The organism is Paenarthrobacter sp. TE4293, from assembly GCF_050435325.1.
GTDB classification, from domain to species: domain Bacteria; phylum Actinomycetota; class Actinomycetes; order Actinomycetales; family Micrococcaceae; genus Arthrobacter; species Arthrobacter nitroguajacolicus_C.
The window spans coordinates 128,599-155,027 of record NZ_JBNJRY010000006.1 but is presented as its reverse complement, the minus strand read 5'-3'; the positions used below and the strand labels follow the sequence as shown (position 1 = coordinate 155,027).

General features: G+C 65.7%; 19 protein-coding genes. 5 read left to right on the top strand and 14 right to left on the bottom strand.

The features are described from left to right. Positions 1-22: 22 nt before the first annotated feature. Entirely contained in the window at positions 23-952 is a 930-nt protein-coding gene (locus tag QF015_RS13755) for an RluA family pseudouridine synthase (RefSeq protein ID WP_310204014.1), read from the bottom strand. 142 nt (positions 953-1,094) lie between these two features. Here QF015_RS13755 and QF015_RS13750 point away from each other — a divergent pair, with 142 nt between their 5' ends. Both QF015_RS13750 and QF015_RS13745 read left to right on the top strand, forming a co-directional pair. After that, on the top strand, positions 1,095-1,745 hold the full coding sequence (locus QF015_RS13750) for a helix-turn-helix domain-containing protein (protein ID WP_310202715.1): 651 nt from the start codon (positions 1,095-1,097) through the stop codon (positions 1,743-1,745). After that, on the top strand, positions 1,738-2,430 hold the full coding sequence (locus QF015_RS13745) for an SRPBCC family protein (RefSeq protein WP_310202713.1): 693 nt from the start codon (positions 1,738-1,740) through the stop codon (positions 2,428-2,430). The genes QF015_RS13750 and QF015_RS13745 overlap by 8 nt, the downstream gene beginning before the upstream one ends. A gap of 3 nt (positions 2,431-2,433) precedes the next feature. On the opposite strand, the gene QF015_RS13740 is transcribed toward QF015_RS13745, so the two are convergent. Beyond that, positions 2,434-3,009, bottom strand: a complete 576-nt coding sequence (locus QF015_RS13740) for a TetR-like C-terminal domain-containing protein (RefSeq protein ID WP_429389665.1) — start codon at positions 3,007-3,009, stop codon at positions 2,434-2,436. Positions 3,010-3,073: 64 nt separating this feature from the next. Here QF015_RS13740 and QF015_RS13735 point away from each other — a divergent pair, with 64 nt between their 5' ends. Beyond that, complete coding sequence (locus QF015_RS13735; protein WP_310202709.1) at positions 3,074-3,568, top strand: DUF4188 domain-containing protein; 495 nt, start codon at positions 3,074-3,076, stop codon at positions 3,566-3,568. Here QF015_RS13735 and QF015_RS13730 read toward each other — a convergent pair. Beyond that, a complete protein-coding gene (locus QF015_RS13730) occupies positions 3,565-5,019 on the bottom strand; it encodes a PLP-dependent aminotransferase family protein (protein WP_429389663.1) in 1,455 nt (484 codons plus the stop codon). The two genes, QF015_RS13735 and QF015_RS13730, sit on opposite strands and share 4 nt — an antisense overlap. 61 nt (positions 5,020-5,080) lie before the next feature. On the opposite strand from QF015_RS13730, the gene QF015_RS13725 reads away from it, so the two are divergent. Then, positions 5,081-5,710, top strand: coding sequence for a YczE/YyaS/YitT family protein (locus QF015_RS13725; protein ID WP_310202705.1), 630 nt, complete (start codon positions 5,081-5,083; stop codon positions 5,708-5,710). Positions 5,711-5,720: 10 nt separating this feature from the next. On the opposite strand, the gene QF015_RS13720 is transcribed toward QF015_RS13725, so the two are convergent. Genes QF015_RS13720 through QF015_RS13710 form a run of 3 tightly spaced genes read right to left on the bottom strand, consistent with a single transcriptional unit; the run spans position 5,721 to position 9,313 of the window. Beyond that, positions 5,721-6,941 carry a glycoside hydrolase family 26 protein gene (locus QF015_RS13720; RefSeq protein WP_429389660.1) on the bottom strand — a complete coding sequence of 407 codons (1,221 nt, stop codon included), beginning with the start codon at positions 6,939-6,941 and terminating at the stop codon, positions 5,721-5,723. 2 nt (positions 6,942-6,943) lie between these two features. Next, a complete protein-coding gene (locus QF015_RS13715; RefSeq protein WP_310202698.1) occupies positions 6,944-7,381 on the bottom strand; it encodes an STAS domain-containing protein in 438 nt (145 codons plus the stop codon). Between the two features lie 48 nt (positions 7,382-7,429). Next, complete coding sequence (locus QF015_RS13710) at positions 7,430-9,313, bottom strand: glycosyltransferase family 2 protein (protein ID WP_429389658.1); 1,884 nt, start codon at positions 9,311-9,313, stop codon at positions 7,430-7,432. 339 nt (positions 9,314-9,652) lie between these two features. Here QF015_RS13710 and QF015_RS13705 point away from each other — a divergent pair, with 339 nt between their 5' ends. Continuing rightward, complete coding sequence (locus tag QF015_RS13705) at positions 9,653-10,915, top strand: ricin-type beta-trefoil lectin domain protein (RefSeq protein ID WP_429389656.1); 1,263 nt, start codon at positions 9,653-9,655, stop codon at positions 10,913-10,915. Between the two features lie 211 nt (positions 10,916-11,126). Here the strand turns inward: QF015_RS13705 and QF015_RS13700 are convergent, their stop codons facing one another. The 8 genes from QF015_RS13700 to QF015_RS13665 all read right to left on the bottom strand — a co-directional run bounded on the left by QF015_RS13700 (position 11,127) and on the right by QF015_RS13665 (position 26,424). Beyond that, the gene (locus QF015_RS13700; RefSeq protein ID WP_310202692.1) at positions 11,127-11,957 is read right to left on the bottom strand and encodes a DNA-formamidopyrimidine glycosylase family protein; all 831 of its coding nucleotides are present in this window, start codon (positions 11,955-11,957) and stop codon (positions 11,127-11,129) included. After that, a complete protein-coding gene (locus QF015_RS13695; protein WP_429389654.1) occupies positions 11,950-16,929 on the bottom strand; it encodes an ATP-dependent helicase in 4,980 nt (1,659 codons plus the stop codon). The genes QF015_RS13700 and QF015_RS13695 overlap by 8 nt, the downstream gene beginning before the upstream one ends. A 56-nt stretch (positions 16,930-16,985) precedes the next feature. Then, entirely contained in the window at positions 16,986-17,627 is a 642-nt protein-coding gene (locus QF015_RS13690; RefSeq protein ID WP_429389845.1) for a DUF4232 domain-containing protein, read from the bottom strand. A 103-nt stretch (positions 17,628-17,730) separates the two neighbouring features. Continuing rightward, positions 17,731-18,474 carry a YcnI family protein gene (locus QF015_RS13685; protein WP_429389652.1) on the bottom strand — a complete coding sequence of 248 codons (744 nt, stop codon included), beginning with the start codon at positions 18,472-18,474 and terminating at the stop codon, positions 17,731-17,733. Between the two features lie 119 nt (positions 18,475-18,593). Continuing rightward, positions 18,594-19,214: a hypothetical protein gene (locus QF015_RS13680; RefSeq protein WP_310202686.1), complete on the bottom strand. Its 621-nt coding sequence runs from the start codon at positions 19,212-19,214 to the stop codon at positions 18,594-18,596. Between the two features lie 166 nt (positions 19,215-19,380). Then, entirely contained in the window at positions 19,381-19,938 is a 558-nt protein-coding gene (locus tag QF015_RS13675; RefSeq protein ID WP_310202684.1) for an SRPBCC family protein, read from the bottom strand. Between the two features lie 136 nt (positions 19,939-20,074). Continuing rightward, positions 20,075-22,063, bottom strand: coding sequence for a serine/threonine-protein kinase (locus QF015_RS13670; RefSeq protein ID WP_429389650.1), 1,989 nt, complete (start codon positions 22,061-22,063; stop codon positions 20,075-20,077). Between the two features lie 56 nt (positions 22,064-22,119). Further along, positions 22,120-26,424, bottom strand: coding sequence for an FtsK/SpoIIIE domain-containing protein (locus QF015_RS13665; protein WP_429389648.1), 4,305 nt, complete (start codon positions 26,422-26,424; stop codon positions 22,120-22,122). Positions 26,425-26,429 lie beyond the last annotated feature (5 nt).

Sequence of the window (26,429 nt, the reverse complement as noted above, 5' to 3'; positions counted from 1 at the left end):
CGGAAATGCCCCTGGCACGTGCTTAGCCGTGGGCTTCGCTGAGCTCCAACTGGCTGCGGTACTCCACCGGTTGCTTGCTGATCGGATCCACAAAACGAATGCCGCGGGCCAGGAGCTGGAGCGGCTTGGTGTAGTCGTCCGGGGCTTTGTCCAGCAGCTCCGGGTAGAAGGCGTCATTGATGATGCCCAGGCCGAGGGACGCCATGTGGACACGAAGTTGATGGGTTTTCCCGGTGTGCGGCTCCAGCCGGTACAGCGCGCGTTGGTGAGTACCGGCGTCGAACGTTTTTGTTTGTTCGATCCGCGTCTCCGCGTTCGGTTCGCCGTCGATGACTTCGGCGAGCAGGTAGCTGCGGGACTTGGTCATGCGGTTGCGGACCACGGCGGGGAACTCGACGGCGGGATGGCCTGCGGCGGGCGTCGCGGCGGAGACGCACTCGTATTCCTTCTGGACCTGGCGCTTTTCGAAGAGTACCTGGTATTTGCCGCGCGTCTCCGGGTTGGTGGAGAGCAGCAGCAGTCCGGCGGTCATGCGGTCCAGGCGGTGCATGGGGATGAGGTCCGGGAGGTCCAGCAGGTTCCGCAGCCGAACCAGAGCAGATTCCTGGATGTACGTGCCTCCGGGGGTGGTCGGCAGGAAGTGCGGCTTGTCAACCACCAGGATGTGGTCGTCCTGGTGAAGGATGTCGATCTCCACGGGAAGCCGGGTCTCAGGCGGCAGGGTGCGGTAGTACCAAATGAAGGTGTGGTCCTCCAGTTTGGTGCTCCGGTCCAGCGGCACGCCGCCTTCGCCCACGATCTCTCCGGCGTCGAACCGGTCCTCGATGCCTTGGGGGTCTATGTGTCCCCAGCGATGCATCATGTAGTCCATGGCGGTGATCCAGGGGCCCTCGTCCGGCAGGCGGAGGCGGGTCGCGTTCACGCCGTCGCGCACGGGGAGGGGGGATTGCATCACCGGTCAATTCTACCGGTGCTGCGTTGTGGGGCCCGCTCTGCAGGGTATTTCGTCGCGAAAGCATGCATAGCAGGCCCCGCAACCTCCGAACAGAAAAAAGTTCTTGACAAGAAAAGTTGTCGGTCGCCATACTTAAAGCATGTTGGACATCGAAGTGATCGAGGACCCGGCCGCGGCAGAAGCGTCGCTGGATCCCATCCGGACCCGCATTCTGCACGAGCTCACCGAGCCGGCGTCCGCCACGCAATTGGCGGCCAGGGTCGGCCTGCCCCGGCAGAAGGTGAATTACCACCTCAAGGCCCTCGAACGCCACGGCTTGGTTGAACTGGTGGAGGAACGGCGCAAGGGAAACGTCACCGAACGTGTTGTGCGTGCGACGGCGGCCTCCTATGTGATCTCACCGGTCGCGTTGGCGTCCGTGGCCCCGGACCCCCGTCGCTTCGCAGATCGCTTTTCCGCTTTCTGGCTCCTCTCCCTTGCCTCGCGCACCGTCCAGGAAATGGGCAAGCTCATCTCCGGCGCTGCCCTGGCCAAGAAGAAGCTCGCCAGCTTCGCGATCGACGGCGAGGTCACGTTCCGCTCTGCCGCCGACCGCGCAGCGTTCGCCGAGGAACTCGGCGTGGCGGTGACCCGGCTCGTCGACAAGTACCACGACGGCGGTGCTGCCGCAGTGGCGGGCGGGGCACGCAAGCATCGCCTCGTCGTCGTGCTTCACCCCGCACTCAAGCCGCCAACACCACAAGAGACATCAACTCAACAAACTCCAGAAAAGGACCACGGCAATGACTGAGAACAAGAACTTCGAAATTGTGGCGGACACCGAGCTGCCTGGAACTCCCGAGCGCGTGTGGCAGGCTGTCACCGCGGACACCGCAGCCTGGATGTTTCCCACGGACCAGTGGCCGGACGTAAAAACCGTTCAGGAGTACCCCACGCACCTGGTGTCCCGGATGGACGGACCCGACGGCTGGTTCAACCAGCTCGAACATGTCCTCGAGCCGCTCGACGGTGGCCGCGCCAAACTGCACTATGTCCACAGCGGCATCTTCGCCGACAACTGGGACGAACAGTACGACGGTGCCAGCAAGCACACGGCGTTCTACCTCCACACGCTGGGTCAGTATCTGCAGTACTTCGACGGCCGGGCGGTAGTGTTCACGGACATCCAGGCGCCGGCTGCCTCGCAGACTCCGGACGGTTTCACGCAGTTGAAGAAGGCGCTCGGCGTTGAGGGGATCCCGGCTGGAACAGCCGTTGACCTAGAGGTCGACGGCGTCGGGCGGCTGACCGGTGAAGTGGACTTCGCCAACGGGAATTTCCTTGGCCTGCGGACCGGCGACACCCTCTACCGGTTCTTTGGGCGGAACGCCTTCGGTGCTCCGGTGGGCATGACCGTGCACGATTTCAGTGGCTCGGGCGACTCGGAACTCGCGGCGAAGGCCTGGGGCAACTTCCTCGGGAAGGTCTACGCCTAGGGTCTACGGGGCCCAGGCGCGTGCCACGGATTCCAGGGCGGCCTCGTAGATTGCGCCCCAGTCAGTTGCGGGATCGTTCATCTGCGCCAACTCCAGGCTGACCAGGCCGTGGACCTGCCCCCAAATGGCCATCGCAACCATGGCTGGGTCGTGATTCCGGAGGGCGCCTGCTGACTGGGCGGCGACTACCGCCTCCATCAAGGGGCGCATCGAGTCGGAGGCGACGTCCGGCGTCGGGCTGCAATCAACATAGGCGGCCAGTGCCCCGCCGAACATGAGCCGGTACAGGGCCGGGTGCTCCAGTGCCCACACGCGATAGGCCCGTCCGAGCCCCAGCAGCCCGGCCTGAGCGGCTTCTCTTTGGGACTCGCCGAAGGATCGAAAACCGTCGTCGACGGCGGCCGTCAGGAGTTGGGCTTTTCCGCCGAAGAGGGAGTAGATCGCGGTGGTGGAGGTTTCGGCCGCAGCGGCCACGTCGCGGAGGGTGACGCGGGCTGGTCCTTCGCGGTCCACGAGTTCCGCGGTGACGGCCAGGAGCCGTTGCTGGACGTGCTGGTCATGAACGATGGGTCTTGCCATGTCTCCCAGTGTTTCATAACATTGTTTCATAACAGCGTTACGAAACTTCGACTGAAGGATTCCCATGGCACAGGAGATTTTCCCCGGCCGCTTTACCGCTGACATCGGACGCGACACCGTGACGGTCTTCCTCATCGGGATGCGGGCCAACCGGTGGTGGAAGACGGGCCGCGTAGCGAAGGTCGCTTCGGCCATGCCCACCATGATGAAGCACCTCGCCACCAATCCTGAGGCCGGGCTCCTGGGGAGCGAACAGTGGTTTGGGCGCACCACCATCCTGCTCACATACTGGGAAAGCCCCGAGCACCTACGGCGTTTCGCTGCGGACCGCGATTCGCCGCATCTGGGGCCGTGGCGGAAGTTCATGAAGGAGATCGCGGGCAGCGGGGATGTGGGCGTGTGGCACGAGACGTACCAGGTTCCGGCGTCGGGCATCGAAGTGGTGTACAACGGGATGCCGCTGTTCGGCTTGGCCAAGGCAACCTCGCATGTTCCCGTCGGGCCCGGCAGCAACACGGCAAAGCAGCGGATGGGCCCAGCCGCCCGGGCGGCCCGTTAGGCGACCGCGACGGCGGCCGGCCGCTCGTCCTTGAGGGTGCGGCGAAGGTGGGGCGCGGCGTCGAGCTTGTCCTGGGCGGCGCGGAGCGCACCGACGGCGAACTCCAGCTGCTCAGGCGGCAAGGTGTACGGAACGCGCAAGTAATGCTCGAACGCACCACCGACCCCGAAACGTGGTCCGGCCGCCAACCGGATACCAAATTCGGGCGCCAGGACCGTGAGCGCGGTACTGGAGGGCGAGGGAAGCCGGCACCACACCGTGAGCCCGCCACGGGGGCGCTCCACTTCCCACTGAGGCAGATGCTCCGCAAGCAATCCCCGCAGGGAATCCCGGTTGTGGCGGAGCTCCTCAAGCCGGGCGTCCAAGGGCTCGGAGAATGATCTGACCAGTCGGGCTGCGGCCAACTGCTCCACCACAGGCCCGCCGAGGTCCATGACTGTCCTCGTCGCCACGAAGCGGGTAATCAGCGCTTCCTCTGCCCGGATCCACCCGGTCCGCAGCCCGGCCCAATGCGATTTGCTCAGCGAACCAATGGACACCACAGCGGAACCGAAGGCTGACATCGGCGCGGTCCGGACGCCGTCGAGGTTCAGTCCCCGCAACGTCTCATCAACCACCAGTACGGTGCCGGAGGCAGTTGCCGCCCGGACGAGCCGCCGGCGCTGCAGATCCGACATGATGCGCCCTGTCGGGTTGTGGAAGTCCGGCACCAGGTAGGCCATGGCGGGGCGTTGCTGGTTCATGGTGGCCACCATCGCGTCGATGTCCCATGCGGGCGAGGTGCCGGCCGGCAAAGCGACCGGCAACGGTTTGCACCCGGCGGAGCGGATGGCGTCCAAGGCGTTGGGGTAGGTGGGATGCTCCACGAGGACCCGGTCCTGCTTTCCGGCGAGGGCCCGCAGTACGATATTGAGCGCGTGCTGGGCGCCGGAAGTGACCAGGATCTGGCCGGCTGTGGTGGGCACTCCCTCGGCGGTGTACTTTTCCGCGATGGCCTCGCGCAAGGCCGGCACTCCCACGGCGTCGTACCCAAAGCCCGGCAAGAGGGCCGGAAGCTCGGTCAGGGCGTCCGCGAACGCCCGATGCACCACTTCCCCGGCCGCCGGCAGTGACGCATAGGCGAGATCCAGCAGTCCCTCCGGAACGGCGAGTCCGGGCGCGCTGACCGGCACGGTCCGGTGCGGGATGCAGGTCCGCCCGCGGCTGCCCTGGCCGGCCGTCAGGAAGCCCTGCTCGCGCAGGCTCGCATACGCGGCCGTCACGGTGGTGCGGCTGAGGCCAAGTGTCTGTGCGAGTGCCCGCTCGCTGGGCAGTGCCACGTCCAGCGGGATGCGGCCATCCATCACCAACAAACGCACGACGTCGGCCAGCTCGCGGTAGGCGGGCAGGGCGCCGGAGTTCCAGGAGCCAAGGAGGCGGACGAGTGCAGTGGGATTCAGTGAGCCGGACATAAGACCAGTATTCCAAACTGGCTATGGAATACAAGGCCAGTTTTCTTGGATGATGTATTTCATGATGACCCGCAGAATCACACAACTCCTGATCGGCCTCGCGATGTATGGCATCTCCTTGGCCATGTTCATCCGGGCCGGCCTTGGCTTGGACCCTTGGGACGTGTTCCACCAAGGCGTGTCCGAGAAGACCGGGTTCAGCATCGGCGTCGTGGTCATCGCGGTCAGCTTCCTGGTCCTCCTCTTGTGGATTCCGCTGCGGCAGATGCCGGGTGTCGGGACGATCGCCAACGCTGTCCTGGTGGGGCTCTTTGCCGATCTGGGGCTGTGGCTCATCCCCGGGTTCTCCCACCTTGGGGGCCAGATTGCCATGCTGGCCGGTGCCGTCATCCTCAACGGCATCGCCTCCGCCTGCTACATCGGTGCACGCCTGGGTCCTGGCGCCAGGGATGGCTTGATGACTGGCCTCGTCCGCCGCACGGGGTGGTCCGTGCGGCTGGTCCGCACCGGCATCGAAGTCGTGGTCCTCGCTGTGGGCTTCCTGCTGGGCGGTTCGGTGGGCGTCGGAACAGTGGTGTACGCCCTGGCCATCGGACCGATCGTGCAGGTCCTGCTGCCGAAGTTCATGGTCCCGGAGCAGGCAAAGGCAACGGCCCCCACGGACGTCGTGGAGGCCGCCCCCGCGGCTTGACCGGATCGCCTTAGCGGCACGCCTCCAGGTCCTCGCCGTACCGCAACCAGTCCGGCAGGTCCTGAACCAGGGCATCGCGGATGGCGGGTGTTCCAGCGCTCCGCCAGTCGACGTCGTCGTTGATCTCGATCTCGTACTTCTTCCACTCAAACCAGTTGATCATCTTCAACCGGGGGTACTTCCGGTGGGTTTCGGCCGAGAAGACCTGGCGCCACCAAGCTTGCTTGACGTCGAGCTCGGAGGCGCCGCCGCGTGCCGGGGTGAAGATGGCCGCAGTCTCCGGGACGGCCACAGGTTTGCCGTGGTCCACCCCGTACACCTGGTAGAAATCGGGGACGGAACTGTCATCTCCCGCGGTGCCGCTGTAGGTGCCGGTGAGCATGGCCAGGAATTTCCCCGGCTCGGAGATGTCGTTGTTGCCCCAGGGGCGTTGGTTGCCCCAGTGGTACAGCGAGACGCCAACCCAGTCCACGGCGTCGTCCCCGGGGTAATAGGGCGCGTACGTGTCATCGTTCATGGTGAGTGTGCCGTCGTGGTCGGTGTCCAGGGCAGCGAAATCCGGAGTGCCCGGACGCGCGGCAAACTGGCCTCCGGTAAACGGGTAACCGCCGCCGTAGTTCGGAGCCCACATCATGGACGTACCCGGGGCCTGCGTGTGGACTGCCGCGGCCACTTTGCGGAAGACCCCCACATAGTGGAGCGGTTGCTGGCCCCAGGAGTACCAGGAACCGTTCATTTCATGCGCGAAACGTACGACGACGGGCGTCCCCTGATCGTTGATGGCCCGTAAGTCGGTGGCCAGCTTCGCGATGACTTCGTCGCTCATGGTCGCCAGGCCGCCGTGCGGTTCCAGCGTCAGGAGCAGGACTCCGCCGGCAGGGCGGACCTGGGTGACGGCGTTGGTGGTGTGGGTCCACGTTTCGTCGTCGTAGGGGATGTCCGAGAACTGCACCACTACCGCGGGATCATGCCCGAGATTGGCTTGGTGTTCGGCCAAGGTTTCGGAGTTCCAGTCCAGGTTGACGCCCAGGAGCACCCCGTCCTGGGGCACGATGGTGGAGGCGTCCACAGCCCTGCAGAGGGAGAGTGCCTGCACCACTGGTACCACCTCCTTGGAAGCGAAGCCCAGTCCTGTGGCAGCAAGGGCAGTCACTACCAGGGGGATGAGCAGGCTGGCCCGGCGGCGTTTCCGGTCCGGATGGCCGGTGAACGTGGGAGGTGCCGTGGCCACGGTCAGTCCCGCCCCAGGGCACGGCGTCGGCGCGCGAAGAGCCCACGCCTGCGTGACTGCGGCGCGAGGTGACGTGCCCGCGCGAGTTCCGTGCCGCCGTCGACCGCTTCCTGGCGGGTGGCGTAGATTCTGGCCACGTGCCCCAGATGGGCTTGGAGCCGTGTTTGTTCGAGGGCGGTGGAGCTGCCGAAAAGGCGGAGATCGCCGCCGCGGGACCTGAGCACGTGCAGGACCTCAAGCAGGCCAACGACGCCGGACGCGCCCACGGATGTCACGTGGGCAACATCCAGCAGAACCACTACAGGACCGTCGGTTGCGGCTTCTGCGGACATATGGCGAAGGCTGAGGACACTCGCGGCGTCCAAAGTGCCGTCAACGGTCAGATCGAAGGATTTCAGCGGGGCGGACAGTGAATTTTGGACAGGGGAGAGGGTGGACATGGGGTCGCTCCTGGCTGGGGGTTGGAACGGCTGTTAGTGGGTTTGTTGTCAGTGGTTGGTTGGGGGTGCGGATTCGAGGACGTGGGTGAGCTCCTGTGGAACGGGAACCGGTTCGAGGAGTTCGTCACCGGGACCCCGGTATCGGGCAGCCCCGATCACCACGCTCAGCAGCGCCAGGTCCAAAGCAACCCAGGCCAAGGTGATAAGGGTTGGATACAGCGGGGCTTCGTCGGTGGATGCCCGGACAATGCCGATGAGCGCGGAAACAACCAGCAAGGCCATCGCCGCTACCTGAAGCCTGACGTGCTGGAACCCGCGTCCCGCAGCCTGCTTGCTCTTGGCCGTCACCGAGAACGTCAGGTGCTTGCCAAGGAAGACGGCGGCCGCTCCCGAACAGGTGGCGGCGATCCAGGTGGGGAACAGGGCAAAAGACCATTGCTGGCCGCGCCACAGCCCTTTCGAGCCGTTGCCTGCCACTTGGAACAGGACCTGGCACGAGATGAAGAAGGGAAGGAACAAACAGAAGAACACCACAGGACTGGCCGTCAACGGGTAGGTGCCGGCCACCAGGAACACCACGGGCGCTGCGATGTAGCTTAGGGCGGCGAACCCATTGAGGTAACTGGTCATGGTGCCCAGATACATCAGGCGCTGGGCCACCGTGAGGCCACGCAGCAGCAACGGGTTGTCGTTGAAAAAGACCTGCATGGTGCCGGCAGCCCAGCGATGGCGTTGGGAGAGCATGGTGGAAACATCCTCAGGTGCCAGCCCGTGGACCAGGACCTCGTGGTGGTACACGCTGCCCCATCCCATTGCGTGAAGGTGCATGGCCGTGGCCATGTCCTCGGTAATGGTGGTGATGTCCATGGGGTGGATGGCCAGTGCTTGGTCCGTGTGCGCCACGTCCACCGATTCCAAGACGGCGTCGAGTTCAGGCACAACATCATCCATCGCATCCGGCATGGACAAGGCCGCCGCATGGAAAGCTACACGGAGCTCAAAAGTGATCTCGGCGAGGACATCGCCTCTGCGGACCTGACGTTCCGCGCGCGCCATCGCTTCCAAAGCCTGCTCGACGGCGGGCATGGCGGCAGGATGGCGCCTCCCCAGTTCGCCCAGAAGATCCTGAAGCCTGGAGCGGCCCTTCCTGATGGAGCTCCACGTCTGTTCCGTGGCTGTCCGGGTATAGCGGGTCAAGCCCAGGGCCATGAGTGCTTCCCGGCGCAGGACAGCATTCGAGCCGCAGAAGAACGCTGCGTCCCAACCATCCTTGCCCTGTTGGATGGGGCCATAGAACAGTTCCGCCTGGCTGCCTAACGGGTCCCGGTCCGGGACGTTCCAGAAGTGCTGCGGCGTCTGGACGAAAGCCACTTCATCGGCATCAAAATAGCCCAGGACCCGGTCCAGGAACCGGGGTTCAGGAACTTGGTCCGCGTCCAGGATGGCCACGAATTCGCCCGTGGTCATGGCCAGGGCGTTGTTGACGTTGCCCGCCTTCGCGAAGCGCTGCCGTCCGTCCCACTCAGGTCCACGGGTGATGTATCCGACGCCGATCTGCCCGGCCGCCTTCGCGAATTCAGCGCGGTCGCCGTCATCCAGGATCCACGTTTGGTGGGGGTAATCCATGTCCCTGGCGGCAATGGCGGTTTTGAGGACCAGCTCGAGTGGTTCGTTGTAGGTGGCGATGAAAACGTCCACCGTCCTGCCCGGAAGGGCAGGCGGGGGAGGCGGCCGCCGTCGGGCGTTCCACATGGTGATCGCGTACAGCGCTGATTCGCCCAGGCTGTAAGTCTCCGCGGCCACGAGGGGCAGCGAAATCCACCATGCGTCCCACGCGACTGTCCCGGACCAACGCCAACTGATGTAGATCACGCCAAAGGAAACCACCAGAACTGCAAGGATCCTTACCAGTATTTGTCTGTGAATGCCCATGTTTAGCCTCCGGTAACTGCTGGGGAAAAGGCCAAGGCGCGGCAGTATGCCCGGACACCCTCGAAACCAAGGGTGGGAGGACACAGCTGACGCGCCTGGAGCATGCATCGTCGATGCTCAGAGGAAGGAATTCGGCTGCGAACGGAATTTCCCTATGCCATCCGGGGTGACGTTCGAGTCAAGCCGAATGGTTCCTGATTCCACTTTCCCCCGCTGATATTTCGTCGCGGTTACGGAAACAAAAAGTACGCTCACTGAATTATTTCCTCGCCGTGACGTTTTGCGTGTCGAGGCGAAAATGCTTGCGCGCCGGCATGCCGCGCCGTCAGAGTGGCATGCATGAAGCGAAGACCCAAGCCCATGATGGTGGTCATTCTTGGCCTGACCATCGCGGCTACGGTCATTGCGCCGGAGCCGTCCGCCTTGGCAGCCGCGGGCATGCCGTCGCCCGGTGACCTGGTGTGGAGTGACGAGTTCAACGCCCCCGCCGGCACAGTACCGGACGCTGGAAAATGGAGCCACGACACCGGAGGGACCGGCTGGGGCAACGGCGAACTGCAGTACTACACCGGCGATGCCCGAAACGCCGCTACGGATGGTCAGGGAAATATGGCCATCACGGCCCGCAAGGAAAACCCTGCAGGTCTCCAGTGCCACTACGGGACGTGCCAGTACACGTCCGCGCGCCTGCTGACCGCCGGGAAATTCAGCCGGAACCAAGGCCGGTTCGAAGCGCGGATGAAACTACCCAAGGGGCAGGGCATGTGGCCCGCGTTCTGGATGCTTGGGGAGAACGTCTTCAGCGACGGCTGGCCTGAAAGCGGCGAGCTCGACGTCATGGAAAACGTCGGCAAAGAACCTGGAACGGTGTGGGGAAGCATCCACGGCCCCGGCTACTCCGGGGCCAACGCGGTCAACGCCGGCTACACCCTGCCCAACGGCAAAGCCTTGGGCGACGGGTTCCACACGTTCACCGTGGACTGGGGGCCCGAATCCATCACCTGGTATGTCGACGGCACTCCCTACTCACGGAAAACCAAGGCCACAACACCCGGTGCTTGGGTCTTCGACCACAATTTCTTCCTCCTGTTGAACCTGGCCGTCGGCGGCTACTGGCCGGGAGCTCCGGACGCAGGCACAGCGTTCCCGCAGTCCCTCCTGGTCGATTACGTCCGGGTCTATGAACTAGCTGCCCCTCCGTCACCACCTGCAAGCGCGGCCGGAACCCGGATCCAGGGCTACGCGGGCAAGTGCATCGACGTCGTCGGGAGGCAAGCCATGGACGGTGCTCAACTGCAACTATGGGATTGCGACACAGCAGCCTCGGAGCAGTGGACTTTCGCGGCCGACGGAACGCTGCGCTCCTTGGGTAAATGCATGGACGTCGCCTGGGGATCCACATCCAACAGCGCACGCATCCAACTCACCGGGTGCAACGGCAACGCGGCGCAGAAGTTCGTCCTGAACGATGCCGGGGACCTGGTTAATCCACAGGCAAATAAATGTGTTGACGTCGCCGATTGGAGTTCATCCAACGGTGCACGGCTGCAATTATGGGATTGCGCCGGGTCCGCCAACCAGAAGTGGTGGCGGATGGCGTAGGAAAGCGTCCGACGGCGGCGCGCGACTTTACGGGGCCCGTTCGACTATTGCTGGGGCGGCTGGGGAGCTTCCTGGAGTAGTCGGCCGGAGCCGTGGGTGTGCGTTGTCGTCGCGGCGGATGGTGGGTCGCCCGGCCGGGCTGGTTGTTCCGGGCCCGGCCGGGCGGGCTACGGCTGGGCCGGTTTCCGGTGGAGTGTTTGCCGTTTCCGCTTTACGGAGCCGGCTGGCACCTCGGGCAGAAGTAGATGTCCCGTTCCTCGGTTCCATCCGGACCGGCCAGCAGGCCACGCCGCACCGTGGCGCCACAGCGCCTGCACGGTTGGCGTTCCCTGCCGTAAACCCAATACCCGGGCCTCAAGGCGCGTGGGCCCAGAGTGGTCCGGCGGCCTGGGCCAAGGTTTTCGCCCAGGAGCCGCTTGGCGTCGTTCACCGTCTTGGCGAGGTCCGGAACCTCTCCCACCGGGAGGGCGGGGTGGATGCCGGAGAGGTAGCAGGCTTCGCAGCGGTAGATGTTGCCAATGCCGGCAAGCTTCCGCTGGTCCAACAGCGCAAACCCTACGGTGACGTCCGGCTCGGCCCGGAGCCTGCGCAAGGCCTCGTCCTCGTCCCAATCAGGGCCAAGGAGGTCCGGTCCGAGGTGCCCGACAATCTTGTCTTCCTCAGCGGTGGGCACCACTTCCAGGATGCCCAACGAGAATCCGACAGCATCTGCCGAGGCGGTGCGGAGCACACACCGTGCCGTGTGGCCGGGCTTGGTCCACCGACCACCCGGCGGATAGATCATCCAGTTCCCCTCCATCTTCAGATGCGAATGGATGGTCAGCGCCCGGGGCTTCCTGCTGGCACCGGGTTCCTCATCAACAGGGCCGGCGAGGCGCATCAGCAGGTGCTTGCCCCGGGGGACCACCTCCGTCATGGTCCACCCGGCCAGGTTCAGGGTGGCGAAACGGGGCACCCGGAAGTCGGACGCCTTGATGGTTTGCCCGGCGAGGGCCTCGTTCAACCGTGACGCAGCGCGCCAAATGGAATCGCCTTCAGGCACGGATCCGGAGTCCCTTCGGAGTGGAGTAGGCGCCGGCAGCCGCCAAGGCGACGGCGATCGGGGTTTCGAGGAGGTCGTGGCCGTTGACCTTTTCCATGAAGAGCTTGTCAACGGCACCACGGCGTACCACATCCACCAATGCCTGGGCCGCCAGTGACAGCACGGCGTCGTCCTGGCTGAAGGTGAGCAGCGTCTTGCCGCCGCGTTCAACGTACAGGACCAACGCGCCGTCGACCATCACCACCAGCGCGCCGGCCTTGCGCCCCGGACGGTGACCGGAACCGGCGTCGACCGACAGCGCCGGCCACGGAAGCGCCGCGCCGTAGGGGTTTGCCGGATCCGTTGCGGCCAGCGCCAAAGCCGACGGTTCTGCCGTGGAGATGCGGGCATCCTCCGTGAAGGATCTCAGCCGGTCCACCGTCGCAGGGACGGCGAACTGCGCAGCACCCAGATGCTCGATGAAGTAGCCCCGTCGGCACCGGCCCGCTTCCTCCAGCCGCGCCAGCACTTTGTACATGAGCCCGAAGCCGCCGATGATGTTCTCGGCCATGACCGAACCGCGGGTTACTACGCCGTACCTGTCCAGCAGCAGTTCGGCCGTGCCACGGGCATGGATGGTGGGGTCCAACTCCGGCGCAGGCAAGGCTGACCAGCGGCCGACTGCCGAAGGCGGTGCGGGGGCAATGCCACCTGACACCGAGCCATAACGGCCGCCGGTGAGTCCAGGCGAGCCGAGCAGACCGGTCCCGTGCGAGCGCCCCAGCCTGCTGAGGCGGGGAGCCCGCGCCCTCGGGGCCTTGGCCACCTGCCGGTGGGCGGTTTTGCCGCCGGCAATCATGGCGCGCACGGGAGCGAAGGTATCTCCTGTCACCCTGCCGGCCCAGACCAGGTCCCACAGCGCAGAGACCACGGCGTCGTCACTCAACACCGAATCCATGCCGCCTGCCACGTCAGTGAGTTGCCGGAAGAAGTAGCCACCGCCTGCGCTGAAGTGCTCCAGGAGCCGCTGTTGGGCGTCGCCGGGTTCGAACTCGGGGGAGGGGTTGAGGGTCAGCTCGGCGGAATCGGCCACGTGGAGGCTGATCCAGCCGTCGTTTCCCGGGAGCGAACCGGCACCGGACCATAGGAGCTCGCCCGCGGCCATCAGTTCGTCGAGCATGGCCGGTTTGTAGTCCGCCACCCGGCTCGCCAGCACCAAAGGCTCCCAGGCTGAAGCCGGGATAGGTACGCCGGAGAGTTGGTCGACGGCCGTAATGATGCCATCAAGTCCGCGCAGCGCCTGGCTCCGGGACTTCCCTGGCGCTGTGACGTTTTGCCATGCGGGGAGGAACCGCCCATAGGCTGCGGTGTCTACGGGTTCAACTTCGGCGCGGAGCGCAGCGAGGGAACGACGACGGAGCTTGCGCAGGACCTCGGCATCGCACCACTCGCTGGACGGCGGTGCCTCGACGGTCATGAGCTCGGGATCTGCCCCTTCTGCCGGGGCATCAATGGCAACTGCGTGTGGCCGGAACTCGCCCTCCACCACGCGGCCGTCACCGGCGAGCCGTTTCAGGGCAGTGTTGACCACCGCGACACCAAGCCCCAACCTCGAAGCAGCCTCCGAAGCAGTGAACGGCCCGTGCGTTCGGGCATACCGGGAAACGAGGTCGCCCAAAGGGTCAAGGACCGGCTCAATGAAGGCCAGCGGGACACCCATGGGCAACGGAACGCCGATGGCGTCGCGGAGCCGGGCGGCGTCCTCCACCGCCGCGAAACGCTCGACGCCGCCAATGGTTACCTTGAGCGCACGGTTGGCTTTCTGCAGGGCAGCCAAGTGCGATCCGGCGTCGGCCACCGTCCCCGGAGGTGCGGCCGGCGGCGTCTCTTCCACAAGATCCGTGCCGTCGAGCTGCCCCGGGGCGTCCGGCTGCTGGGCACCTTCAAGCCGTTCGGCTACTTCTTCCACGCTGAGCGGGCCGAGCAACCGCAGTAGATCCGCGACGCCCTCCATCCCCCGCACGCGCCTGTCGGGGACCAGGCGCTGCAGTTCCCGCTCCGTGGCGTCGATGACGGCCGCGTCCAGGAGCTCACGCAATTCCACACGGCCCAGAAGTTCGTTGAGGAGCGTGGAGTCCAACGCGAGGGCGGCAGCACGGCGTTCTGCCAAGGGGGAGTCGCCCTCGTACAGGAACTGGGCCACATACCCGAAGAGCAGCGACTTGGCGAAGGGGGACGGCTGCTGCGTGGTGGTCTCCACGATCCTGAGTTCACGACGCTCCACAGAGGCCGCAATGTCTTTGAGCGCGGGCAGATCGTAAACATCCTGCAAGCATTCGCGCACCGTTTCGAGCACGATGGGGAACGAAGGATATTTCCGGGCGACGTCCAGCAACTGGGCCGAGCGTTGCCGTTGCTGCCACAGCGGCTGGCGCTTGGCGGGGTTTTGGCGCGGCAACAGCAGCGCCCGGGCCGCGCACTCGCGGAACCGCGAGGCGAACAGCGCGCTTCCCCCTACTTCTGCGGTGACGATCTGTTCCAGTTCCTCCGGGTCAAACAGGAACAGCTCAGCGCCGGGCGGCTCATCTTCCATCATCGGCACGCGCAGGACGATGCCGTCGTCGGCCGCCATCGCGGAACCGTCCAGTCCGTAACGTTGCTGCAGACGTTGCCCCACGGCGAGTGCCCAGGGGGCGTGGACGGGCATGCCAAAGGGGCTGTGGAGGACTACCCGCCAGTCGCCGAGCTCGTCATGGAAGCGTTCGACCACCAAGGTTCGGTCACTGGGGACGATCTCCGTGGCTTCCTTCTGTTCCCTGAGGTACTGAAGCAGGTTGCTTGCCGCGAAGGCGTCCAGGCCGCTGGCTTGGCAGCGTTCCATGGCAGGAGCCTCGTCAGCGGCGGAGAGTTCGCGGATGAAAGCGCCGAGCGCCCGGCCCAGGTCAACAGGGCGGCCGAGGGAATCGCCCTTCCAGAAGGGGAGCTTGCCCGGTTGGCCGAAGGCCGGGGAGACCAGGACGCGGTCGTGGGTGATGTCCTCGATTTTCCAACTGGTAGCGCCCAGTGCGAAGACGTCGCCCACCCGTGACTCGTACACCATTTCTTCATCGAGTTCACCAACGCGGCGGCCGCCCTTGGCTGCGCGGGCCGAGGCAGTTGGTTCGCTCCCGTCCGCGCTGCCCGGCGAGGCTGAGCCCTCACCTTCTGTGCCGATGATGTACACGCCGAACAGTCCACGGTCCGGGATGGTGCCACCGGAGGTGACTGCGAGACGCTGGGCCCCCGGCCTGCCCTCGATGGTTCCCGCATGCCGGTCCCAGATGATGCGCGGCCGGAGCTCGGCGAATTCGTCTGATGGGTAGCGTCCCGCCAACAGGTCCAGTGTGGCCTCGAACGCGGACCGCGGGAGGCTGGCAAACGGTGCTGACCGGCGCACAGTGCTGAACCAGTCTTCGACGTCGATGCTCCCCAAGGCAGTCGCTGCCACCGTCTGCTGGGCCAGGATGTCCAAGGGATTCGTGGGGATGCTCAAGCGTTCAATTTGCCCGCTCAGCATGCGTTCCACGGTGACACTCGTGTGCAGGAGATCCGCCCGGTGCTTCGGGAACAGCACGCCCTCGGAAATCTCGCCCACCTGGTGGCCGGCACGCCCCACGCGCTGGAGGCCACTGGCCACCGACGGCGGAGACTCCACCTGGATGACCAAGTCCACCGCACCCATATCGATGCCCAGTTCCAATGACGAGGTTGCCACCACACAGCGGAGCCTGCCTGATTTGAGGTCGTCCTCGATCATGGCCCGCTGGTCTTTGGAGACCGAGCCGTGGTGGGCCCGGGCCAGGACAGGATCGGCGCCGGTGGTGCTGCCGGCCTGGGCCATCATGTGGGCAGGGGTGGCTGTTGATGCCGGAACTGCCGGGGCCGGGCCAGTTGATGCCGGTACTCCGGCGTCCGATGCTGGGGCGGCCCACTCGCTGCCGCCTACAGCCATCAATTGCCGTTCAGCGTAGATTTCGTTGAGCCGGGCCGTCAGACGCTCGGAAAGGCGCCGCGAATTTGCGAAGACAATGGTGGATTGCTTGGACAGGACAAGATCAACAATCTGTTCCTCCACATGGGGCCAGATGGATGCCTGGGGCTGCAACCCTGAGGCCGGACCGGAGTCGAACGCTCCGGCAGCACCCTGCAGGTCCGACATGTCCTCCACAGGTACGGTGACCGTAAGGTTCCAGTTCTTCCTGGACGGTGGAGCCACGATTTCCACCGGGGCCTGGCCAGCCAGGAACTGGGCAACCAATTCACGCGGTTGGACGGTGGCCGAGAGCCCGATGCGCTGCGCTGGCTTGGGCAGCAAGGCATCCAGGCGCTCCAAGGAAACGGCCAGGTGGGCGCCGCGTTTTGTACCAGCGACGGCGTGTACTTCGTCGATGATGATGGTGTCCACTTCGCTGAGTGTTTCCCGGGCGCGGGAGGTCAGCATGAGGAACAGGGATTCAGGCGTGGTGATGAGGATGTCCGGCGGGTTGGTCAGCAGCGTTCGGCGATCTGCCGCCGTCGTATCTCCTGAACGGACGCCGACTGTCACGAGCGGTGCAGGCAGCCCCAAACGCTTGGCCGTCTGGGTGATGCCGATCAGCGGCGCACGGAGGTTCCGCTCTACGTCCACCCCAAGTGCCTTGAGTGGGGAGATATACAAGACGCGGGTTTTGGTCTTGGGACGTTTGGCGCGGCCCTTGCCGTTGGCGGGGACTGCCTCCAGCCCTGGGAGGGTGTCCGAGGGCGTGGAATGCAGCCGATCCAAGGCCCAAAGGAACGCTGCGAGGGTTTTGCCGGAACCAGTGGGTGCCACCACCAGCGCATGCGAGCCAGACGAGATCGCGTTCCACGCCCCGTCCTGCGCTGGCGTGGGCTCGGAAAAAGCGCCGAGGAACCATTCCCTGGTTGCCTGGCTGAAACGGCTGATGGCGCCATCCGACGCCTGCGGCTCCTGCATCCCTCCATCATGCCCCACGGCCCCGACAGAATAAGCCGGGAGCCGTGGAGCCAGGGTCAGACTGCCTGGAACGCGGTGACGGTCAGGAGCTTGATGCCGGCATTGCTGCAGGCATCGTGGGGCTCGGCGACGAACAGCGATGCTGTGTCGTTCGGCGGGTAGATCCGGAAGCCGGCGGCAGGGACCTTGGTGCAGTCGCCGTAGTTGCCGGCCTGCGTGTAACGGATTTCAGCCCACGCAGACTTGCCCGGGGCCAGCTCGATCTTGGTGACCGGAGTGGTGGTCTCGCGGGTTGCCGGTTCGCCGATCGGTTCGCCGCTGGCATCGGCTGTCAGTGAGACGCCGGCGAAGCCTTCCAGGACACAGGGGGTTGTGCCGGAGTTCGTCAGGATCAGCTTTTCGTAGATGCTGCCTGCTGCTCCGCCGCCGGTTGAATCGGTAGCCGCCGTCAGCGACGCCGCTTTGCACAGGGTGGCGTCTGCTGGCGCGGCGGACGTGGCGGTCGGCGATGGGGAGGGCGTCGTCGTGGCCGTCGCCGGAGGTGAGCTGGGTGTCACCGAAGCTGACGGACTCGAAGAAGTGGGCGGGGCACTACTGGTTCCCGCAGGGCTGGGGCTTGGCCCGCAAGCCGCCAGGAGCAGCAGTGAAGCCGCTGCCGTCGTCGTCACAAGTCCGGTTTTGATGCGCTGAGTCCACATGGGCACCAGCCTTGCCCCGGCCGTGACGCGAGTCAATTGAGCCACGGCACAGTGTGCGGATTGGCGCCCGGATCGTGATCTTCCGGGCGCCAATCCACGACGACTACTTGGCGGAGTCAGCCTTGGCCGCTGCGGGCTTGGCAGCGCGGCTGCGGAAGAACGCCGAACCACCCAGGCCCAGACCGGCGATACCGGCGATCAGGCCGGCCCAGCTGCGTGCCTGCGAGCCGTCATCGGAGGTCACCGCGGCGGCCTGCTCGGTGGAGACGGCGGTTGCCGCGTGGTGGTCACCTTCCGCGGCAGCAGGGGTGATGGTCACCGACGGCGCAGGAGCCTTGAGTTCGTGCTCGTCCTGGCCCTCCTTGGCGATCTCCGACCAGTCAGTCTGGCCCTGCTCGCAGGTCTGCAAGGTGGGGAAGTAGATGGTCTTGCCGGCCGCGTCCGGCAGTTTGACCGACAGGACCAGAGCGTCACGCAGGTGCGGGTCCAGCGGAGCTTTGGCTGTGTACACGATCTGGCTGGTGCGTTTGGTGATGGTGGTGCCATCGTCCAGCTTCTTGGGCTCTGCGAGGGTCTCCGTGACCTTCTCCACGGTCCAGTTCGGGTTGACCGTGGGCTGGGCGTCGTTCAGCTCCTCGGGGAGTGAAATGGCTACCTTGGTGGTGCCGAACGTGTCGCAACCGTGCGGGATGCCGAAGGTAACCAGGGCGTATGAGTTGGCAGCGGTCTTGTTCGGGTCTGCGGAAACGTGGGCTGACGCTCCGGCCAGGCCGGCCATCATCAGGGCGGCGGTTCCACCGGCGACGGCGGTAGCGGAAAGGGTGCGACGGAGGGCGGACTTGTTCATGGGATTGCCTTTCAGATGCGCTGGCTGAACCGGCGCGGGGGTACGGGTTTGGGGCCCGTCACCATGCAAAGGCTTTGCGTGTGCGGCGTGTTGTCGCGTCGCGTTGGTGCCGGGCGGAACTAGGGAAGGACGACGACGGCGGGCGGGCCGCGTCGGCTGTCTTGCCTGAGGTTCCGCCAGGGGCGGGGGATGAAGACGTCGGGCGCGCCAACCGCGACAGGGGAGGCGCCGGCGTCGGGCCTGAACACCAGGGTGGGCAGGGCGAGCAGGGGACGAAGCCAGACAGCCAGCTGCCACATCGCGTCCTCGCCCTTGGCCAGGACGACGGCGGAAGCAAGCGTGGCCAGGATGTGACCAACAAGCATCAGTGCGCCGAAAGCCGTCCCGAGCTCGTGGGTGTGGGTCGCCGCGATATCCATCCCGGGGTCCAGGGATTCGCCGCCGAGGTGGTGGTTTGCTCCCGGACCGACGGCCGTGATGGGGCTTAGGGCGGTGAAGGCCTCGTGGAGCGCCAACTGTCCTGCGCCCAAGAGGCCCGCCATCGTGACGAGGTTCAGCTTGAACCGGGTGGCCAGCGTGGCAACCAGGGCGGTCAATGCAACGAGCGCCAGCAAAACAGGAGCCGTGGGAAGCGCTCCGCCACCTGCGACGTGCGCCCCTGCAGCAAGGAGGACGACGACCAGCGAAATAGCAGCTGACCGCAGCGCGTGGAAAGGAGCCCGGGGCTGTGAAGCGCGCACTGGTTCCTCCCTGATTTCTGTAGCCGTCCGTAGCCGAGGACTGATTGTCGGCGTCTTGATTCTATCGGGAGTTCGGCGCCGGGCCGGCCTCGGATGGGTGGCTCTGTGGACAGTGACGGCGAGGGGCGGGATCTCTGGACTTGCCCCGCCCTGAAAGAGGCGGGAGTCAGCCCCTTGCGCGCCGGACGAAGGTTGGTTGCGGCGGCTCAGGGACGTCTGCTGCGGACGTCGAACGTCGACGGCGGAGCTCAAGTTTGAGGCTCTCCTCGCCGCGCGCCATGGCCCAGTGGTGATTGGCCGAGAAAGCCGGTTTGAAGAGCCAGCCCAGCCTGCGCAGCAGGGGTTTGGCCGCGCTGACCCGCCAGTCGTAGGTGATGACAACTTCCGGACCGTCGGTCTCGAAGGTCCAGCGGCCCGTGCCGTTGAGGTCCCCTTCGGCGGTGAGGGCAAAGCCGTCCAAGGTCACCGGTTCAGTGACGGTCAGCCGCCAACGCAGGGTGTACGGGAGCCAGCCCTTGGTGTGGAGGTCGAAGCTGGCGCCAACGCCGTCAGGTCCGCCGTCGGCGACGGGTGTGACGGTGAGATAGACGGAGGGCCACCATTGCTGGAGTGTCGCTGCGTCGCCAAGGACGTTCACCACTTCCTCGCGTGTGCCCGCCACTCGCCACACAGTGACGAACTCGTAGTCCGTGCTCCTGGTCGTTTTGTTCGTTGTCCCGGCCATGATTGCCTCCGCGGTCCGTGCTGGTTCCGAGGGTGTCTGGTGGCATCCGTGATTAATCTACTCTTGGCATCGTCGAAGGGTTAGCTCCCGGGGGCTTTGGGCGCGTAAAAGGGTTGGGATCTCGCCTCTCGGGATTCTACTCGCCCGAGTTTTCCCGGGACGTGATGCCGAACGGCGCGGACTGGAGCTCGGTGAAGTTTCCGACGCTGGCCCGGACCGTACACTGCGGTGTGATCTGCAGGGCTGTGACGGTGAGTCCTGAGCTGTCCACCGCCAGCGCTCCGCCACAGCCGTCGGCAAACCGGACCCCCTTCTCCCCGCCAGATACCGCGGCGAGCATCTGCGATGGTTTCCCCGAAGCAGGGCTGACGTAGAGCGGATTGAGTTCATCGGCGCCGCTCGCCCACACCGGAACCAGCGTGATTTTCAGGGGACTGGGCGTGACAACGCGGGCAGGGGTGCGGACCTCCACACCCTTGAGGCGTTGCACCGGGTACGCGGTGCCTTTGACGGCAGGATCCTGGGTTGCGGCCTTGGTTGCCTCGGACCCGGCGCGCAGCCACGTGTCCAGTGCCTTCTGGTCTCCGGGCGCCACCGGAACCTTGGCCGTCATCTGAACGGATCCTCCGGCGGGGATCTCCACCCCGGACAGCTTCCAGCCGCATTCGACATCGACACCGGTGATGGAGGCCTGGTTTCGGCTGACAGTGCCGCCATCCCAGGTCACCGCCGGGCATGCATCGCCCTCAGCCAAGCCGGGGATGACCTCAAGGAACTCACCGGACAGCGGTGCTTTCTGTGCCGAGTAGGAAACCGTCAAGCGGACCTGCCCGGAAGACGGCTCGTACGCGGCGCTCCGTGAAATGGCCAGGCCCGTGGGTGTGGCCGGGTCCTGCAATTGCGTGGACAACTGCTGTCCGGCGGGCGTCGGCGCTGCCTGCGGGCTGGTGGGGGACAGGAGGGTAAAGCCCACCACCATGGCCACGATGAGGAGAACTGCGCCCGCGGCCAGAAGCAGCGCCTTGCGTGTCCGCCAAAACGGGGTGGTGTCCTTCTCCTCCGGACGATCGTCCATCCGGGATTGGACCTCACGGCGTGGCATGGGCCGGGCGATCGTGGCACTGCCCGCCTGCCCAAGGTCCGGAACCACCGCATCGACGCCGACGCCGGCAGCCGGGGCCGCCGCGAAGGCAGCGAGTTCGTCGTCGGTAAAGGCTCCGCGGACCACGGTGGCGTGACGTTCGACGTCGTCGAAGTCTTCGGGGGCTTCCGCACGGGCGATCGGGGCGGTGCCTGCGAGTTTCGGTGCCAAACGCCGGAGCATCGAAACAGCCTCACCTGCCGTGGGGCGCTGGGCGGGATCCTTGGACAACAGTTGGTCGAGGATGCCCCACAGCGCTTCATCCACCGGAATGCGGGGCGGACGTGAAGAAACATGCCGGTAGGCGACGCTGAAATCTGTTCCCGGTCCGGCGAACGGCGTACGGCCGGACAAAAGTTCGTAGAGCAGGACGCCCGTAGAGTAGACGTCGCCGAGAGGGCCGGACCGGCCTTGGCTGATGAGTTCGGGAGGCATGTACTGCGGAGTGCCGATCAGGCCAGTGGTCTGACGGATCTTTTCGCCCACAACATCGGAAATACCGAAGTCGGAAACCCGGACGTCCCCCGCTTCACACTGGGACCACGGACGGGCCAGAAGCACATTGTCCGGCTTGATGTCGCGATGTGTCACACCCCGTGAGTGGGCGAACGCCAGTGCATCGAAGATTTCGGCCGCGACGTTTACTGCGTCTTCGGGAGGCAGTGTGCCGGCCTCCTTGACCACATCGCGCAGCGAACCGCCCGCGACGAAGTCCATGACGATGGCAAGCCGTTCACCTTCCACCACCATGTCCCGCACGGTGACGATGTGGGAGTCCTTCAGTCCAAGCAGCACGGAGCGCTCGCGGACGAACCGTTCAACCAGCGAGGGATCATCGGCATGCTCAGGGCGCAGAACCTTGGCCGCCAGCGTCCGGCCATCCGTCGCAGTGACGGTCCAGACCTCGCCAACGGCCCCGGAACCAACCCGTTCGCCGAAGCGGTATGACGCTCCGAGCGCCTGCCCCGTCTGTGCCAAGTGCATGTCCGTACTCTCCAAGCTATCGATCTGATTCCCCACGGCCTCCCAGCGCCCGCCGCCTACGGCGCGTCGGCCTGGCCCGCTGGGCTGATGGACTGGATCAGTGCCATTTGGCCGCCCACCCCCAGGTATCCGCGTCCGGCGGTCAAGGCTACAGGTGCCTTCCGCGGAAGAGTGGCACCCAGCAGTTCGCCGTCGTAATTGATGTCTGGCTGGAGCAGGACGCCTAGACGCGATTTGCGGACCGTCTTGGTCCAGTGACTGTACAGTCCACGGAGATCAGCGGCCCGTCCCGACGCAATGATGCAGAGCCCCGGGGGCCCGGAGGCCACGATCCCAGCGATGGACTGATCTGTATCCTCGAAGCGCTCGGCGTCGTCGATTAACAAGAACACGGGCCCGCGCTCGATCCGCAGTGATGCCAGCAACGCAGGCACCTCGTCCACGCCCACGGCTGTCCGGTCCAGATCGGCGGTGGCCAACGGTGAGCGGCGGTCGCAGATGCCCCAGACCTGCGCTGGTCCCCGGGACGTGGAGGCGCCCCGAACGGCGTCGGCCAGAGCCAGGAGCAACGTGGATTTGCCAGAACGGGCCGGCCCGGCGATCAGCGCGTGCTCGCCTTCATAGATTTCCAGGAACGCAGGTGAGAGATCCGTTTCCCGGATCCCTACGGGGATGTGCCACGGCTCGGTCTCCAACTGCGGCTTCACGCCCAGATCGGCCATGGTGACGTTGGTGGGCAGGCTCCGTATCGCCGTGGTCTTGGCGGGCGCATCGGCCCAGTCTTGCCGGACGCGGTCCACCGCAGCCTGCAGCCCGATCCCAGGCGTCGCAACGTGCATCTGCAGGGAAGTGCGGGGGTCCACACATCGCCCCGGGAGTGCCGCAGGGACGTTTTTCGCCCGGACGCCGAGCGAAGAGTAATCGTAGTTATCAGCCAGCCGGAAAAGCCACTTCTGCAGCGTTACCTCGTTCATGACCGACGGAACCGCTTTGGCGCGCGTGGTGGTCACAGCAAAGGACAGGCCGAGAGCGGGCCCGTCTGCGTAAGCGCGGTACAGCAGACCCAGCAGTTGCTGCCCCTCAAAGTCCTGGAATTCGTCGCGCAGGGATGCCAGGCCGTCCAGCAGAACCACAGTGCGACGGTGCGTGCCCGGTGCCGCGCGGCGGCTTTCCAGTTCGGTGTTCAGGTGCCGCAGGAAACGCGCTTGCTGCTCCTTGGCGCCGGCACCGGTTCCCACATAGGCCACCGTGTGCGGCAGGCGTTTGAGCATCTCAAGGTCGCCGGAACCCATGTCCAGAATCATCAGGTCCAAGTCGGCGGGATCTATGTTTTTCGCAAGGGTCAGCGCGATGGTCGCCAGGGTGGTGCTTGTACCGGAGCCCGCCACACCCATCAGCATCAGGTTGCCCATGGACATATCCCATCCGGCCGCGGATTGGCGCTGCAGTTCAGGCTCGTCCAGCAGGGTCACCAGCACGTTGGACCCGCGGACACGACCCACTGTCGGAAGTACCCGGGGGGACTCGTCCACGGGAGCGGCGTCCACCGCGAAACCCTCAAGCTCTACCCGTTCACCCAAGGCCTCGGGCCACACCTGCCGCGGCGGGGTGTAGCCGGCCTCGGCGTTGGCTTCCACGACGGCATCGATGAGCAGATCCAGGTCATTCTCGTCCACAGCTGCGGATCGAGGAAGCGCCGGTGCGGGTGCAGGGACGCCGAACTGGCGGATGTCGCGAACGTCGACGGCGGGACCGCCGTCGAGCTGTGCCTGTCCGGTGACCAGCGCTGTCTGGACAGGCGTGATGTCGTCCTGTCCGAGCTTCACAAAGGCACGGCCCATCTGGGCCCTGCCGATGGCAGAAGCTGCGGGCACGCCAATGACGTTGTTGGAGTCATCCCGGCTCTGGACACGCAATGCCACCCGCAGGTTGGTATTGGCGAGAATGTCATCGCTCACCACACCGGCCGGACGCTGCGTGGCCAGGACCATGTGCACTCCCAAGGTGCGGCCTACAGCGCCAATGCTGACCAGGGCGGTCAGTACATCGGGGAACTCCTTGGCCAGCATGGCGAACTCATCCACCACCAGCAGCAACCGGGGCATCGGCTCGGCCGGGTTCGTTGCCAAGTAGGCGTTGAGGTTGTCGATGCCTTCGCCGGCCTCCGCAAAGACCCGCTGGCGGCGCTCCATCTCTGCTTCCAGGGCGATCAGTGCCCGGTCTGCAAGTTGCTCATCCAGGTTGGAGATGGTTCCGATGGTGTGCGGAAGGCGCTCGCAGGCCTTGAAGGCGGCACCGCCTTTGAAGTCGACCAGGATGAAGTTGAGACGGGTCGGATCGTTGCGGGCGGCGAGGCCGGCCACCAGAGAGCGCAGGAATTCGGACTTTCCGGAGCCGGTGGTACCGCCCACCAGCCCGTGCGGGCCGTCCTTGACGAGGTCCAGGGTCAGTGGTCCGTTTTCGCCGGTGCCGATCGGCGTGGAAACCCCTGTGGGGGCCTGCCACAGGCGGCGGATCGTTGCTGCGTCGGGGCGCTCGTACCCCAGAAGGCCCGGCAGTCGCACCAAGGAAGGCAATGAGGCCCCGGGAACGCTGAGCTCAGGATCATCGAAGTGTGCAAGACGTGTGGCGCAACGCAGGGCTTCTTCCTGGTCGAGGCCAGCCAGGATGACGTCATCCACACGGGTCAGGTCCTCGGGCTGGTCCACCGTTGCCGCAGCGTCCTTCCCGACCCTGATGATGGTGGTGCAGGACGCCGGCAGCTGTTCTTCCGACGTTGCTATGACAATGCCTGCCACCCGGGGTGGCCGCTGCTGCGGGTTGACGTGGACGCCGGGCACGGAACGGCCCATGCCGAGCAATGCGCGGGCCGGAGCGTCCCGGCCCTCCGTGAGGACATCGGAATCGAGGACAACCATGAGAGCCGGGGTGGGTAATTCCTCCACGGAGTCCTTGAGCATCCGCAGCATGGCCAGGCTGGTCTCACGATGCGCGGACATCCATCGCTCGCCCGTGCTGCTGCCCGTTTGGCGCGTGTGCGGGAGCCACGAGGCCCATTCCCATTCATCGGCCCGGCCAGCGTCGCAGAAAACGCCGACCGTCAGATCGGCCGGACCCACATGCACCGCGGCCTGCGCTACGAGGGACCGGGCCAACGCCAGGGCCCCGTCCCGGGCGCCAACGATGCCCACCACGCCGGCATCGGTAAGGTCTACCAGCACGGGTGCGGCCAGGAGCCGGGCGGCCTCCAAGGATTCCTTGACCTTTCCGTCAGGCCGGGATCCTGCCGCCCGATCCACCTCGGGCTTCCATGGGACATCACCGGTGCCGGCGTGCAGGGCCAGGAAGTCGTCCGAGTCGGCACGACGTTGCCACAGCGACGTAGCCGGAAGCGCCGGACGGCGGACCACCGTAGCGGGATCGGGAACCATCCGGTGCCGTCGGGCGGTTTCCACTTCGGCAGCCCTACGGATCTGCTGCTCGAACTCCTTGAGCGCTCCATCGAAGCGCTCTGCTTCTTCCTTGAGGCCGCGGGCATGGCGTCGCTTCTGTTCGAACCACATGCCCACCGCCATCACGGGACTGAGCATGGCGAACATGGCGAAACGCATGTCCCTCAGGATCATCACCATCGCGACCGCCATGACCAGCGGCGCCAGCACCGTGATATAGCTGAATTTGTTGGCTGGCGGTACGTCTTTTCGGCTGGGTGGGACCAGCGGATCGCCAGCCGGGGCGCGGCCGGGTCGCGGAGGTCTGTTGAAGGGAGCCGTCGCTGCCGGCGTCAGGTTGTGCAGACTGCCGGGGGCCGGGGCGGGAGTCTCGTCCAGGGCCGGACGGAGGAGAAGCACTGTGCCGCCCGCGGTAATGGTTGCCGTGTGCGTGACGAGGACTCCGTCCTCGCCCACAGGTTCTCCGTTGACCAGCGTCCCGTTGGTGGAGCCGCCATCCACCACCCGCAGCCCGTCCTCCTCGCTGCGAAGGCGGAAGTGATCCCACGAGGCACTTTCGGTGGGGAGACTCAGATCGGCATGGGGCGACCTGCCGACAAGCATGTCACGCCCCTGCGGAACATCCACCACACCACCCGTACGCTGGCCGCCGGCCAGCGTCAGGCTCCAACCACGGACGCGGTGCGGGGCCGGCCACGGTGCGCGTGAGATGCGGCTGCCTTCCAGCAGGATCAGCTCGGATAACGGCGTGGCACCACGGACCTCTGTCTCATTGACAAACAGCGGCTCCTCAGGGGCAACACTTGGTCCGCCTGCGGCTTCCACTAAGTCCGCCACCGTGGTGGCGGGCGCGGCGTGGGCAACCTCGCACTCAAAACGACGATCGTCCAGGTCGATCAGCACACGCACCGGGC

Bases quoted from the DNA above. Each gene is read 5' to 3' on its own strand.
- QF015_RS13695 (WP_429389654.1), bottom strand. From the start codon at position 16,929: ATGCAGGAGCCGCAGGCGTCGGATGGCGCCATCAGCCGTTTCAGCCAG.
- QF015_RS13675 (WP_310202684.1), bottom strand. From the start codon at position 19,938: ATGGCCGGGACAACGAACAAAACGACCAGGAGCACGGACTACGAGTTC.
- QF015_RS13725 (WP_310202705.1), top strand. From the start codon at position 5,081: ATGATGACCCGCAGAATCACACAACTCCTGATCGGCCTCGCGATGTAT.
- QF015_RS13750 (WP_310202715.1), top strand. From the start codon at position 1,095: ATGTTGGACATCGAAGTGATCGAGGACCCGGCCGCGGCAGAAGCGTCG.
- QF015_RS13685 (WP_429389652.1), bottom strand. From the start codon at position 18,474: ATGAACAAGTCCGCCCTCCGTCGCACCCTTTCCGCTACCGCCGTCGCC.
- QF015_RS13735 (WP_310202709.1), top strand. From the start codon at position 3,074: ATGGCACAGGAGATTTTCCCCGGCCGCTTTACCGCTGACATCGGACGC.
- QF015_RS13670 (WP_429389650.1), bottom strand. From the start codon at position 22,063: ATGCACTTGGCACAGACGGGGCAGGCGCTCGGAGCGTCATACCGCTTC.
- QF015_RS13710 (WP_429389658.1), bottom strand. From the start codon at position 9,313: ATGGGCATTCACAGACAAATACTGGTAAGGATCCTTGCAGTTCTGGTG.
- QF015_RS13715 (WP_310202698.1), bottom strand. From the start codon at position 7,381: ATGTCCACCCTCTCCCCTGTCCAAAATTCACTGTCCGCCCCGCTGAAA.
- QF015_RS13705 (WP_429389656.1), top strand. From the start codon at position 9,653: ATGAAGCGAAGACCCAAGCCCATGATGGTGGTCATTCTTGGCCTGACC.
- QF015_RS13730 (WP_429389663.1), bottom strand. From the start codon at position 5,019: ATGTCCGGCTCACTGAATCCCACTGCACTCGTCCGCCTCCTTGGCTCC.
- QF015_RS13745 (WP_310202713.1), top strand. From the start codon at position 1,738: ATGACTGAGAACAAGAACTTCGAAATTGTGGCGGACACCGAGCTGCCT.
- QF015_RS13740 (WP_429389665.1), bottom strand. From the start codon at position 3,009: ATGGCAAGACCCATCGTTCATGACCAGCACGTCCAGCAACGGCTCCTG.
- QF015_RS13690 (WP_429389845.1), bottom strand. From the start codon at position 17,627: ATGTGGACTCAGCGCATCAAAACCGGACTTGTGACGACGACGGCAGCG.
- QF015_RS13755 (WP_310204014.1), bottom strand. From the start codon at position 952: ATGCAATCCCCCCTCCCCGTGCGCGACGGCGTGAACGCGACCCGCCTC.